Here is a 13,861-nt window from a genome sequence, read left to right as displayed (position 1 = left end):
GTATGGTGTTAGTAAAGTTTTTTTATCTGAGCCTTGCGATAGTAGTGCATCAGAATCTCGTTGTATTTGTAGCCTTCTTCGCCCATCACCGCTGCGCCAATCTGGCAGAGGCCAACGCCGTGTCCCCAGCCTGCGCCGGTAAGCGTGAAACTCTGCGGAATGCCGTCGACGACTTCGCCCTTGTCTACCACGAAAGCCGAACTGAACAGATGAGAATCGCTCAGGGTGCGGCGTATTTCGAGTTCCTTTCCGATGATGTATGTCTTCTTTGTTCCGATGATTTTCAGTTTTGAAATTCTGCCGCTCTTTCCGCGTTCGATAGGGATGAGGTCAATGATTTCGCCGTAGTCCTCCTTCTGCTTTGTTCTGATGAGGTTGGCGATGCGCTCTTGCGAGAGAACCTCCTTCCAACGGTAGAAATTGGTTGTTTCTTGGTCGTATGAGTTGAGAACCTGCGACAGAATGGCTACGTTGTGAGTGTTGCAGAATGCTTTAGGCGCGCTGCGAATCCATTTTGCGGCATTCTCCTCGACTGTGAGGTCGGGAATTTCGCTGTTGTCGCAGTCGTCGCGGACAGGCTCAAGATAGTTCTTGTGCTCGTTCTGCCAGCAATATTCAAACTCCTCGCTTATGCCTCCGCAGCACTTGCTGAAACGTGCGTCGCAAATCTCCAGTCCTTCCTTCAGAATCTGCCCCTTTGTGGCTTCTACAGCCTCTACAACCGTCTGGTTGTTTGCCTTTGTTATGCCTTGGTAACGTTGGCAATGGTCATCGGCGCAGACATCAAAAATAGTGTGGTCTTCGCGGTCGTACCACTTGATGTATTCAGTTTCGGTCTTGGCAAACGAGAAGAATCCGCCGTCTTCCTTTTTCTTCTCATTCTGATTGCGCTTCTCGATTTGTGCAAGCAGCCAACTGCGCGAGATTACGGCGTGAGCCTTCAGAAATTCGAGAGCCGATGTTGCCTTCATTTCTGAGGAAATGACGCTGATGAGGTAGTCTTCGACTGGAAGAATGTTGATGGCGCAGATTTTTCCTTCGTGAACGACGAGTTTCAGAGTACCGCTGAAGATCTGCGTTTCCTTTCGCTCCCAGTGGAAGTTTATGCCGATGGTTACGTCGTAGAGCGAGAACGACGCTTTCTTCTCCTGAGGCACGAATGTGAGTTCGCGGTAGAGGTTGTTGTTCCAAAGAATTCCGCCTTCGCTGAACGAGACGCTCTGTTCGCCCGAGATAATTTCTCCTTTTGCCAAATATTTGTTGTTCAGCGCAAAACGGATTTCGTTTCCGCTGACTATGCCTACACTAACTTCTGGTTCTTTCATAACTTGTTGAAAATCTTGTTTCTATAAAGAAAACGAGATTTTTATGTATTTATTTGTTTAGTTCGTTGATAACTTTTTTTATCTCTTCTTCTGAAAGCGAAACTTCCTTCAGAATTCCGTTTGCCTCCTCAGCTGTCAGACCGTGGAAATCTTCCTGTCGTGGAGTGATGATGAGTCCGCCCATATCGATTGTTCCCGGACTTACGAGACGCTTTTTTTCGCCATTGGCAGAATAACATTCAGGGCGATGCTTCTTGCGAGGGAAGACGATGATAATCTCATGACTTTCGTTTCGCCAAGCCATCACGTTTACGGCAGGCTCAGTCTGTCCCTCTGGCATCGGAAGTGCGCTGTAAAGTTCCTCGAAAAGATAGAAACTTGTGCCTTTGCTCGCCTCGATGGCGAAGGCTGGGCAGGCAAAATCTGTTATCTGATAAAGGCAACTCGAGAACGTGCCCTTTATGAATTTTGCGTTGTGAATGTGGCGATACCAGTTCTTCTCGATTGGCACCGAGCCGCGCAGTCCGCCTTGGAAGTGAGCATGGTCGGGAGCCGAAGCACCGCACATCGGTCCGTTGTAGAAGATGAAATAGTCGGGCGAGATGCTCCAGAGCAGCTGCGTAAACTGCGCGTAGTGGTCGAGAATCTGCTGTGGCTTGTGCTCGCAGAAACTGAATGTAAAGTGATTTTTCAGAATCGGGAACGGATTAACCAAAGCGTTGAAGTCCGTGCCGGTTTCGAACGAAATCTGCTCGGCAGGGCGGTTCTCGTTGCAAAGAAAGCAAGGTCTGTTGGCTATGGTTTTCTTGTCAATCTTTGCGCCAGTCGAAACGATTCGGGCAGGATTGAACTGAACCGAGATGTTCTCGTCGAGCGGCTTTACCATCACGTTGTCGAGTTCAGCCACGCGCTTCTTGAAATCGTCCCAACATTCGGTCTGGTTTATGAATTTTTCGGTCAGGTCGATTGGCTCAGCCTCTCGCACAAGCTCCTCGCCGTAGAGGTTGAACTCGCTGCACATAAGTTTTCGTGCGCAGAGTTCGATGGTGCGGAGTTTGTCCTTGTATGTGTTGTTCTTGTTCTGCTTCTCGATGCTCAGATTTGCGTCGGAATTGCCGTCCCAGCGTCGGCAGAGATAGAGAACGTCGAAGATTCGCCCGATGCGATAGTCTCTCGATAGCGTGATTCCCATGGCATAATCTTCGCCGTAGCTTGTGTTTGGGAAAGGCGTGTTGCGTACGATGCTTGTTACGAAGGCACGCGGCGCGCCAAGTCCGTTTATGCGCAGGGCATTGTTGTGACCGTTCTCGTCGGTCCATTCCTTGTGGTCAATCACGCCCGGAGGCAGAGTCTCGAGCTGGAAGTTGCACATGCGGTACGAGCCTATTACCATTGCGCATTGCTCCTCGCGGAACTTGTCTACGATGCGCTGAAGCGTGTTGTTGTCGCTGTAAAGGTCGTCAGAATCGAGTTGGACGGCGTAGCATCCGCATCGCTCATCGTTGATGGCTCTGTTCCAGCATCCGCCGATGCCGAGGTCGTCGCGTTCGGGAATGATGTGAACCACTCGCTCGTCGCTGAAAGAGTCGATGGCTTCGGTCGTTCCGTCGTCCGACAGATTGTCGACAATAAGAATGTTGAATTTGAAGTCGCATTCCTGCGTGAGAACGCTGTTTATGGCATCTTTTATCGTTTTTACGCGATTCTTTACTGGTATAATTACACTCGCCACCACCGGAAAATCATCTTCGCAAACCTCGGCATTGTCGGTGCGCGGAGGCAGATATGCGTTTATGCTCTTCAGATAGTCGGTGCAGGCGATTTCCATCTCAATCTGCACGTCTCTGTTGCGCGGATTAACGTAGTCGAACTGCTTCTCGCCGCTCGTGCGCTTGTCTGTCTCATCTTCGGTGTATAGACATTCATTCAGATGAAGAATTTTCGTGTACGGAATGGCAAGTCGGGTGGCATACCATCCGGCATATTTGAACGAAGTGTCTTTCAAAGCCTTCTGAGTAGCCTCGTAGAAATCTACGCTGTAGAAAATCAGCACCGAGCCGAAGTCGAAATCATCTCTAAGGCTTCCTTCCTGATAGTCGATGAGCGGATGCTGCTTCAGTCCCTCGTCGGTACGCAGAAAATGGTCGGTGTAGAGCATAGAAAAATCGAGCGACATACATAAGTTTGCCACTCTGTCAATCATGCCGTCGCCAAGAACCACCTTGTCGGGGCGTGTAATAATCATTATGTAGTCATCGTCAAGGGCTTTTTCGGCCATCGTCATGAACGATTCCGACGAATAGAAATTATCGTTAACCAACTGAACCGAGCTTATCAGTTCGTTCTGTTCAAGTGCCTGCGCGAGTGCTTTGGTCTTGGCATCGCTGCTGTAGGGCATAAAACAACTAATCATACTTTATTTCTTTATTGATATGCGAAAATACGCCTTTCTTTGCGAATTGCAAAAGAATAGAATGCTTTTTTATTTTTTTTTATTACCTTTGCTCCGTTTTCGTGTATTAAAATAAAAAATGGATAGTCAGAAACAGCCGCTTTTAGGAATGACACTTGCCGAACTGAAGCAAGTGGTTGCATCGTTGGGCATGCCGTCTTTCACTGCAAAGCAGATAGCATCGTGGATGTACGATAAGCAAGTTGCAGAAATTGACGAGATGACCAACCTGTCGGTGAAGAACCGCCAGCTTCTGGCTGAACGCTACTGCATCGGAAACAGTGCGCCCGTAGATGGTCAGCACTCGGTTGACGGAACGGCGAAATATCTGTTCAGAACATCGGCAGGCGACTATGTCGAGACTGTTTACATTCCCGACGGCGACCGTGCAACGCTGTGTGTGTCGTCGCAGGTGGGATGCAAGATGAACTGCCGTTTCTGCATGACAGGAAAACAGGGCTTCCAGGCGAGCCTTACGGCTACCGAAATCCTCAATCAGATATATTCTGTACCGGGACATGAGAACCTTACGAACATTGTGTTCATGGGGCAGGGCGAGCCGATGGATAACCTCGACGAGGTGTTCCGCGCGCTCGAGATTCTTACGGCTGATTACGGGTATAAGTGGAGTCCGAAGCGTATAACCGTATCTACCGTCGGTCTGCGCAAGGGCTTGAAACGCTTTCTCGATGAGAGCGAATGTCACTTGGCAATAAGCCTTCATGCACCGATTCCTGAGCTGCGACTCTCGATGATGCCAGCCGAAAAGGCTTTCCCAATCGAAGAAATAATCGAACTTCTGCGCCAGTACGACTTCAGTCACCAGCGCAGACTTTCGTTCGAATACATAATGTTTGGCGGACTGAACGATACACCAACGCATGCCAAGCAACTTGCCAGCCTGCTGAAAGGGCTTGACTGCCGCGTGAACCTAATCCGTTTCCACAAGATTCCGAACGTGGACATTCCGCCAACCGTCGAAGACCGCATGATGCCGTTCAGAGACTATCTCACAAACCATGGCATCTTTACAACCATTCGCGCATCGCGAGGCGAGGACATCTTTGCGGCTTGCGGACTGCTCAGCACTGCCAAGCAGGAGGGCGTTGAACTCAATTTTGGGTAAAAGAAAATTCGGGGTGGAGGTAAAGTAAAAGTAAAATGCAGAATTTGCGCTTGCGCATCTTTTTGTGCTACTTTTGCCGAAAAACTAACAGAATTTATTATGAAGAAAATATTTGCTTATTTGTTGTTTGTTGCAGTTGTGATGAACATCGCAGGCTGCGATAAGGGTGGAGGATTTTTGCTTCCGGCATCGAGCGGAAGAATGTACGAGGTTCTTGTCGTAATGGACAAGGAGCAGTGGGAACATTCGCCTGCCGGAAGAGCTTTGTTCGATGTGCTCGACACCGACGTGCCGGGACTTCCGCAGAGCGAACGCTCATTCCGCATAAATCAGGTAAACACCGTTGCCTTCAAGAGTACTTTCAGATTGTTCAGAAACATCATCATCGTGAACATCGACAAGAATCAGTACACTCAGACTAAGATGAAGTACGAGCGAAACGTGTTTTCCGATCCTCAGGTTATCCTGACTATCCAGTCGCCAAACCAGCTTGAATGTGCCGAGTACATCAAGGAACACACGCAGGAGATTATCGACTTCTTCGTCAGAATTGAGTTCCAGCGTACCTTCAAGCAGTTGCGCGACCGCCACAACGAGCGTCTGAGCAACACCGTGCGCGACAGTTTCGGCTGCGACTGGTGGATTCCTGTTGATATGCAGCGCATCAAGAAGGGCAAGGACTTCATTTGGATTTCTAACGAGATGAACGACCAGAATCTGGTTATCTATTCATATCCGTACACTTCGAAGAATACGTTTACGTACGATTACTTCGTGCACAAGCGCGACTCAGTCATGCGTCTGAACATTCCGGGCACGCACGACTATCAGTACATGGCAACCGATACGATTTATGTCGTTACCCGACCAATCGTCGTAAAGCATCAGTACGCATACGAAGGCCGCGGATTGTGGGAGATGGAGAACGATGCCATGGGCGGTCCGTTCGTATCACACTCGAGAGTCGATACCATAAACAATCGCATTATCGTTGTCGAAGGATTTGTGTACGACCCTGCGCACCTGAAGCGCGAGAAGATGCGCCGACTCGAAGCCATTCTGTACACGCTCCGTCTGCCAGCCGAACTCGAAAAGGACAAGGAGGGCAAGGACGATGACTTGGGCGCGAGCAGCAGCTTCATCGAGGTTATTAAGAAGAAACTGAAAGGAAACGAAAAAAAGAAATAAATATTAACAGAAAATACAGAATATGATTCGTGTTGCTATTACACACGGTGACATAAATGGCATTGGATACGAGGTTATCTTCAAGACATTCGAAGACCCTACGATGCTCGAACTTTGTACACCAATAATATACGGTTCGCCAAAAATTGCCTCATATCATCGCAAGGTGCTCGACATTCAGACACCTTACGTCATCATCAACAACATAGATGATGTGCAGGAAGGCAAACTGAACATTTTTACATGCTTCGACGAGGAAGTGAAGGTTGAGTTCGGGGCAGCAACTCCTGAGGCTGGCGAGTGCGCCATCAAGGCTCTCGACATGGCGATAGTGGACTATCAGAACGGCATGTTCGATGTGCTTGTAACGCTTCCGCTCAACAGAAACCTTATCCAGGGCTTTGCCGGACAGATGGAATACATTGAGCAGAAGGTGGGCGAGGGACAGAAGTCTCTGCTCATGCTGATGAACGACCGTCTGAAGGTTGCTTCGGTAACTGATAACATGCCTCTGCGCAGCGTTGTTCAGAACATCACGAAAGAGAAAATCGAGGAGAAAATACAGATTCTGTTCAAGTCGCTGAAGCAGGATTTCACGATAAACAATCCGCGTATCGCCGTTCTCTCGCTCAATCCAAATCTTGCCGACGATGGCGAGATGGGCGTTGAGGAAAGCGAGATTATTGCTCCGGCAATCGACAGCATGGTTGGCAAGAACATACAGTGCTTCGGTCCTTATCCGGCAGACGATTTCTTTGCAAATGGAATCTACACGCATTTCGACGCGGTGCTTGCAATGTACTACGATCAAGGTCTTGCTCCGTTCAAGGCTCTTGCAACCGACGATTGCTTTGAGTACACCGCCGGACTGCCAATCGTCCGCACAGCTCCGTCTCACGGCGTTTGTTACGACATTGCCGGAAAGAATGTAGCCAACGAGCAGTCTCTCCGAATGGCAATCTATTCGGCTATAGATATCTGCCGAAATCGCATCCGGGACGAGCATGCACACGCACATCCGCTCAGAAAGCAGTATTTTGAGAAGCGCGATGACAGCGACAAGTTGAAGTTGCAGCAAACAGATGACGAATAAGATGAAATTCGCTATAATTGCAGCCGGCGAAGGCTCTCGTCTGTCGCAAGAGGGAGCCGACAAGCCAAAGCCGCTCATTGAACTTAACGGCGAGGCGATGATTGACCGTTTGGTGCGTATCTTTGCAAAGAACGGTGCCGAAGAAATAGACATCATCGTTAATGAGATTCATCCGGAGACGAAAAAGCATGTTCTGGAACTGAAGGAAAGGCTTGACGTGCCTGTTCAGGTGGTTTGCAAGACCACTCCGAGTTCAATGCACAGTTTCTACGAACTCAGTCCGCTGCTGAAGGACAGCAAGAAATTCTGCCTTACAACCGTCGATACAATCTTCCGCGAAGATGAGTTTGGACGATACATCGAGGCATTCAGGAATACGCAGTGCGACGGCATGATGGCGGTGACCGACTATATCGACGACGAGAAGCCGCTTTATGTCTCAACCGACACAGAAATGCAGATAACAGGCTTTCACGATTCGCTCGAAAACTTCGAGAAGAGCGGCGTTGCCGAAACATCGGAGTGCAGGTATATCTCAGGCGGAATTTATTGTCTTAGTGCCGATGCCATCGGCGTTCTTGAGCAGTGCATCGAGTCGGGACAGGCAAGAATGAGAAACTTCCAGCGACAGCTCGTGGCATCGGGCTTGAAGTTGAAGGCTTGTGCATTCTCTAAAATTCTCGATGTAGACCACATCTCGGACGTTGAGAAGGCCGAAGAATTCTTAAATAAGGGCGGAAAATGCTGTTAGGAGTTAGCCGAGGCAAGGAGTTTTCGCCCAACCGACAGGACAGCGACACGGCGATAATCAACGCCGTTGCCGACAATCTGCGCCAGATGGGGCACGAAGTCGTGATGTGCTCGGAAAATGAGTATCTGCACGGCGATTTCAGCGGTGCTGAACTTGTGTTCAATATGGCGCGCCATCAAGACACGGTGGCTAAATTGCAGAAAGCCGAGGGTTGTGGCACAAAGGTCGTAAATTCGGGCTACGGCATAGCCAACTGCATCCGCCGTCCGCTCACCGAGAAGGTGATTGCATCGGGCTTGCCATCGCCAAAGAGTGCGGTTATCGTGCTCGAGGGTTCGGAGATTGATGCCGACAGTCTGCGCGATGCCTCTTATCCATGCTGGATAAAGCGTGGCGACGGCTGTGCGCAGATAAAGGAGGATGTCAGTTTCGTTACGAATACCGAAGAAGCCGTCGGCGTTTTGCGCAGCTTCAAGTTGCGCGGCGTTGCGAGTGCCGTTCTTAACGAGCATCTTGCAGGCGACCTCGTTAAGTTCTACGGTGTTGAAGGAACGGATTTCTTCTATTGGTACTATCCGTCTCCGACAAAGAACAGCAAGTTCGGCTTGGAGGCTATAAACGGTGAGTCGCACGGCTTCGCGTTCAGCGTTGAGCGCATGAAGCAGATAAGCGACGATATGGCAAAACTCATCGATGTTCCTGTTTACGGTGGAGATGCCGTGGTGAGCAGCGAGGGCGACATCAAGATTATCGATTTTAACGACTGGCCAAGTTTCTCAGCTTGTCGCGACGATGCTGCCAAGGCAATAGCGGCAAGAATACATCAGATGTTATAAATGTTTGAAAATGAGTGAAAACAAAAAAATAAACGTTGAGAGTACATACAAATCGTTAGACACCGAAGAATGGTTCGACATCCACTTTAACCGACCAATCGGTTTCTGGTGGGCTAAGTTCTTCAACAAGTTTGATGTACATCCAAATACGGTTACGATATTGTCAATCTTTATCGGAGCGATAGCCGGTGTGTGCTATTATTTCGACCCCGATGTAACTCCGCATTGGTTTGCCATCAACGTGCTGGGCTGTCTGCTGCTTACGCTGGCAAACTTCTACGATAGTGCCGACGGACAGTTGGCGAGAATGACGGGCAAAAAGTCGCGCCTTGGCAGAATCCTCGACGGATTGTCGGGCGATGTGTGGTTCTACGTCATTTACATTGCCGTGTGCCTTCGACTCATGGATAACGAGATTCCGTTCTGGGACGGTCACGTGTGGTCGTTCAGCATCTTCTTCGTTGCTGCATTCTCTGGAATGGTGTGCCATCGCTATCAGTGTTCGCTTGCCGACTATTACCGCAATATCCATCTTTTCTTTCTGAAGGGCGAGGATGGAAGCGAGTTCGACACAAGCGACGAGTGGCGCAGTAAGTACAGAAACCAGCCGTGGAGCGGTCATCTTCTCGAGAATCTCTTTGCTTGGGGATATGCCAACTACACTCAGCAGCAGGAAGGAGCAACAAAGAACTGGCAGGCTCTGTACAAAGCCATCTCGGAGAAGTGGATAAAGAAGGGTGTGAACATTCCTTCGGCTTTCGTAAACGATTTTCTTGAGGGCAGCCGTCCGCTTATGAAGTGGACTAATATACTTACTCACAACACGCGCGCCACGGTGCTCTACATTGCGTGTCTGGTAAACCTGCCTTGGCTGTATTTCGCATTCGAGATGACGGTTCTTGTGGCAATCCTTCTTCACATGCGCCATCAGCACGAGAAGTTGTGCAAGCGTCTTCTTGAAAATATTGACAACTATGTCGAATAAGGCACGGAATATCTTCTTTGTCATTGGCATCGTTGCCATTGTGGTTATGCTGCTCACCTTCGATGTGAGTTTCAGCATGGTGTGGGAGAATCTGAGTATGGCTGGCTACTGGTTTCTGCTCGTCATGCTGTTGTGGGCATTTCTCTACGCAATGAACACATGCACATGGCTGTTGCTTCTGAAGTCGAGCGGCGAGTTTACTATGCCCTTCTGGAAGTTGTACAAGATAACGGTAACATCGTTTGCCCTTAACAGCGCCACACCTTGCGGACTGATGGGCAGCGAGCCGTACAAGATAATGGAACTGAAGTCGTGGGTGGGAGTGAACCGCGCCACATCGAGCGTCTTGCTCTTTGCCATGATGCACGTTTTCAGTCACTTCTGGTTCTGGCTCACGGCTGTGGTATTGTTTGCCGTGCTCGAGAGTTACGATGCCAGTTTTGCCATTCTGCTTGCCGTTGTGGGAGCGTTCTGCTTGCTTGTAATCTACTTTTTCATAAAGGGATACAAGGTGGGCATCAGTTACAAGGCAATTAAGTTGCTGACACACGTTCCGTTCGTAAAGAACTGGGCGCGCCGTTTCATCGAGGAGAAGGCGGAGAACCTCAGACAGATTGATGCGCAGATAGCGCAGCTGCACAGCCAGAGCCGCGGCACATTCGCCGCAACGCTCGCGCTCGAGTATTTCGGTCGAATAATAGGCTGTTCGGAGGTGTTCTTCATCTTGCAGATATTTAATTCAGACATAAGTTACGTTCAGTGCATATATATCATGGCATTCACGTCGCTTTTTGCAAACATGCTGTTTTTTATTCCGATGCAGGTTGGCGGTCGCGAAGGCGGATTCGCCCTCTCTGCCAAAGGATTGGCAATTCCGGCAGGCTACGGCTTCTTTGTGGGGCTTATCTGCCGAGTAAGAGAACTTATCTGGACCGTAATCGGAATGTCGTTGATGAAAGTTGGTAACCGTACTAAATAATACAAATATGGAAAATTTAAAAGGAATTATTTTTGACTATGGTGGTACAATCGATACCAATAGTCGTCATTGGGCAGAAGTGCTTTGGGAGAAGTATCAGGAAGCAGGCGTTCCTATAACCAAGGAGCAGTTCAGAGAGGCTTATGTTCACGGAGAGCGTACATTGGCTAAGTTCCCTCTCATAAAGCCTTACTACAAGTTTGTGCAGGTGCTCCAGTCAAAGATTACGGTCGAGACCGAGTTCCTTGTACACAAAGAGTATTGGAACGTGTCGGACGCTGAACGACGCGAGTTTACTGATAAGATTGCCGGGTTGTGCAACGACTATGTGCTGAATGTTCTCGACACAACGAAGGCTGTCGTTGCCGAGATGGCAGACAAGTATCCGGTGGTGCTTGTTTCGAACTTCTACGGAAACATCAACGCCATTCTCGATGATTTCGGTCTTGAGCCATATTTCAAGGCAGTTATCGAGTCGGCTATCGTAGGCGTTCGCAAACCCGACCCAAAAATCTACGCTCTCGGCGTTGAGGCTCTCGGCCTGAAGCCAGAGGAGGTGCTTGTTGTGGGCGATTCGTTCAGCAAGGACATCGTACCGGCTAAGTCTATCGGCTGCAAGACGGCATGGCTCAAGGGCGAAGGCTGGGGCAACGAGGAGATTGACGAGTCGGTGCCAGACATCATCATCACCGACCTTGAACAACTCCCGTCAAAGTTGTAACTAATTATTTAACAATATATTCAAAAGATGGCAGATAACAAATATGTAGCGGTTTCTTACAAACTTTACACAAAGAATAGCGAAGGCGAGGTTGAACTCTTCGAGGAAACTCCGGCAGGACATCCTTTCCAGTTCATTTCGGGAATGGGATTCACACTCGACAAGTTTGAGAGCGAGATTCTGGCTAAGCAGAAAGGCGACGACTTCGACTTTACTATCGCAAGCGAGGATGCTTACGGCGAATTCATGGAAGAGGCTGTTGTTGAACTCGACAAGAAGATTTTCGAGATTGATGGCAAGTTCGACAGCGAGTATGTTCGTCCCGGACAGGTTATTCCTTTGCAGAACGCCGAGGGACAGCGCATGAACGGTACCGTATCAGAAGTGAAGGCTGACAAGGTTGTTGTAGACCTCAATCACCCTCTGGCTGGTTTCGACCTCAACTTCAAAGGCAATATTTCCGAACTTCGCGATGCTTCGAACGAAGAAATTGCAAGTTTTGTTAATGCCATGAGCGGCGGTTGTGGAGGCTGCGGCGGATGTGGCGGCGGCGACTGCGAGGGTGGCTGCGAAGGCGGTTGCGGCGGTTGCAAGTAAAAACGGCACACAAAGCGAGTACACAACATAAGCAAACATAAAATGAGCAATACATTTGGTAATATTTTTAGAGTAACAACCTTTGGCGAGAGCCACGGTGCTGCCGTGGGCGGTGTTATCGACGGATTTCCGGCAGGCATAGAGGTCGATGAGGACTTTGTTCAGCACGAGCTCGACCGTCGCAAGCCGGGACAGAGCAAGATAACCACCGACCGCAAGGAGGCAGACCGCGTTGAGTTTCTGAGCGGCATCTTCGAGGGCAAGAGCACAGGCTGTCCGATAGGGTTCATTGTGCGAAATACCAATCAGCACAGCAGCGACTACGAGAATCTGCGAGGACTGTTCCGTCCGTCTCATGCCGACTATACCTACTTCACGAAGTACGGAATACGCGACCATCGTGGCGGAGGACGTTCGTCGGCGCGCGAAACCATCTCGCGATGTGTTGGCGGTGCGTTGGCAAAACTCGCTCTCAGACAGTTGGGCGTAGAGGTGATTGCCTACACGTCGCAGGTTGGCGGCATAGCCCTTCAGCGCGATTACCATCTGTACGACCTTGCTCAGACCGAAAGTAACATTGTGCGTTGTCCGGATGCCGAAAAGGCTGCCCAGATGGAGGCTCTAATCTCTGAGGTAAAGGCGCAGGGCGATACCATTGGCGGAACAATCACTTGCGTTATAAAGGGCTGCCCTGTAGGACTTGGCGAGCCTGCCTTCGGAAAGCTTCATGCGGCTCTTGGCGGAGCAATGCTCAGCATAAACGCCGTTAAGGGCTTTGAGTATGGCGAGGGTTTCGACGGACTGGAGCAGCGCGGTAGCGAGCAGAACGACCGTTTCTTTAACGATGGCGGACGCATAAACACCCGCACCAACCATAGCGGCGGCATTCAGGGTGGAATAAGCAACGGACAGGACATTTACTTCCGTGTTGCCTTCAAGCCGGTTGCAACGCTTTTGTTCGAGCAAGATACGGTTGACATCAGCGGAAATGACACGATTGTAAAGGCTCGTGGTCGTCACGACCCATGCGTTCTTCCGCGTGCCGTGCCGGTGGTCGAGGCAATGGCTGCAATGACAATCCTCGACTATTATCTGCTCAACAAGACGACGCACTTGTAAATATCAGAATTGAATATAAAAGCGAAGCGTACATTTTTTCGTTATGGAAAGTGTGCGCTTCGCTTTTTTTGTAGTATTGTGAATACAAATGCTTTTGTAAAAGATGTTTTTCTTGATGAATTATTTGTGGAAAGTTGAGGATGTTAATGTTAAATAACAACATCCCCCCTTTTCCCTTCGGGATTCGTTCGAGATTCGTTCGGGACGAGAGCCTGTGGCTTTCCTTTGTGAGGTGTTGCAGATAAGGTACAAAATTGTTGTGTTTTGTAAAATGTTTGCTATATTTGCAGTCATAAAAAATCCGATAGATTCTCCTTAAATAATCAAGAATGATGGTACGCTTTATAATTTATTTGTCTATTTTCTTTTGCATGACATCGTGCAAGACGAATGAGCAAATCTGTACGAATCCAGATAAAGCTGCGATGTACGGAAAAGATGGGAATTATGGCATTTACCTTATAAGGTCAAAAATAGATTCGTTTGATTTCTATAAATTTCGCTATGACTTGGTAATAAACAAAACCGGCAAGATTACGGAAGTTAAATCTTATAACGAAAACAGTAGAACCGATTCTTTGATGATTAAGCATATACTAAAGATGCCGAAATGGTCTCCTGCAATTAAAGATGGTAAAAAAGCATCTATCATTTAAAATTTCATATAGCCCCTAATTTTTAAGAATTTT

General features: G+C 48.9%; 12 protein-coding genes. 10 read left to right on the top strand and 2 right to left on the bottom strand.

Translation table 11 applies throughout. The annotated features are described in order from the left end of the window. Positions 1–8: 8 nt before the first annotated feature. Positions 9–1,325 (bottom strand): SpoIID/LytB domain-containing protein, encoded by a 1,317-nt coding sequence (locus T538_RS0115130; protein WP_031535140.1) that lies wholly within the window; start codon positions 1,323–1,325, stop codon positions 9–11. 49 nt (positions 1,326–1,374) lie between these two features. Continuing rightward, positions 1,375–3,738: a DUF4922 domain-containing protein gene (locus tag T538_RS0115125; protein WP_051656165.1), complete on the bottom strand. Its 2,364-nt coding sequence runs from the start codon at positions 3,736–3,738 to the stop codon at positions 1,375–1,377. A 118-nt stretch (positions 3,739–3,856) separates the two neighbouring features. On the opposite strand from T538_RS0115125, the gene rlmN reads away from it, so the two are divergent. From rlmN to aroC, 10 genes are all read left to right on the top strand, one after another. Next, positions 3,857–4,903, top strand: a complete 1,047-nt coding sequence (gene rlmN / locus T538_RS0115120) for a dual-specificity RNA methyltransferase RlmN (RefSeq protein ID WP_031535144.1) — start codon at positions 3,857–3,859, stop codon at positions 4,901–4,903. Positions 4,904–5,002: 99 nt separating this feature from the next. Further along, positions 5,003–6,091 carry a DUF4837 family protein gene (locus T538_RS0115115; protein WP_031535146.1) on the top strand — a complete coding sequence of 363 codons (1,089 nt, stop codon included), beginning with the start codon at positions 5,003–5,005 and terminating at the stop codon, positions 6,089–6,091. Positions 6,092–6,113: 22 nt separating this feature from the next. Further along, positions 6,114–7,184: a PdxA family dehydrogenase gene (locus tag T538_RS0115110; protein WP_031535148.1), complete on the top strand. Its 1,071-nt coding sequence runs from the start codon at positions 6,114–6,116 to the stop codon at positions 7,182–7,184. A 1-nt stretch (position 7,185) separates the two neighbouring features. After that, on the top strand, positions 7,186–7,935 hold the full coding sequence (locus T538_RS0115105; RefSeq protein ID WP_031535150.1) for a nucleotidyltransferase family protein: 750 nt from the start codon (positions 7,186–7,188) through the stop codon (positions 7,933–7,935). Beyond that, a complete protein-coding gene (locus T538_RS0115100; RefSeq protein WP_031535153.1) occupies positions 7,926–8,771 on the top strand; it encodes an ATP-grasp domain-containing protein in 846 nt (281 codons plus the stop codon). The genes T538_RS0115105 and T538_RS0115100 overlap by 10 nt, the downstream gene beginning before the upstream one ends. A gap of 10 nt (positions 8,772–8,781) precedes the next feature. Continuing rightward, positions 8,782–9,756, top strand: a complete 975-nt coding sequence (locus T538_RS0115095; RefSeq protein WP_031535156.1) for a CDP-alcohol phosphatidyltransferase family protein — start codon at positions 8,782–8,784, stop codon at positions 9,754–9,756. Continuing rightward, positions 9,746–10,735, top strand: coding sequence for a lysylphosphatidylglycerol synthase transmembrane domain-containing protein (locus tag T538_RS0115090; RefSeq protein ID WP_031535158.1), 990 nt, complete (start codon positions 9,746–9,748; stop codon positions 10,733–10,735). The genes T538_RS0115095 and T538_RS0115090 overlap by 11 nt, the downstream gene beginning before the upstream one ends. 7 nt (positions 10,736–10,742) lie before the next feature. After that, positions 10,743–11,456: an HAD family hydrolase gene (locus T538_RS0115085; protein WP_031535160.1), complete on the top strand. Its 714-nt coding sequence runs from the start codon at positions 10,743–10,745 to the stop codon at positions 11,454–11,456. A gap of 27 nt (positions 11,457–11,483) precedes the next feature. Further along, entirely contained in the window at positions 11,484–12,053 is a 570-nt protein-coding gene (locus T538_RS0115080) for an FKBP-type peptidyl-prolyl cis-trans isomerase (RefSeq protein ID WP_031535162.1), read from the top strand. Positions 12,054–12,095: 42 nt separating this feature from the next. Further along, complete coding sequence (aroC, locus tag T538_RS0115075; protein WP_031535164.1) at positions 12,096–13,172, top strand: chorismate synthase; 1,077 nt, start codon at positions 12,096–12,098, stop codon at positions 13,170–13,172. Positions 13,173–13,861: the final 689 nt, after the last annotated feature.

It is taken from the genome of Bacteroides sp. Ga6A2, from assembly GCF_000702225.1.
In the GTDB taxonomy this organism is placed as follows: domain Bacteria; phylum Bacteroidota; class Bacteroidia; order Bacteroidales; family Bacteroidaceae; genus Ga6A1.
The sequence above is the reverse complement of the archived record's forward strand: the minus strand, read 5'-3'. Positions and strand labels throughout refer to the sequence as shown.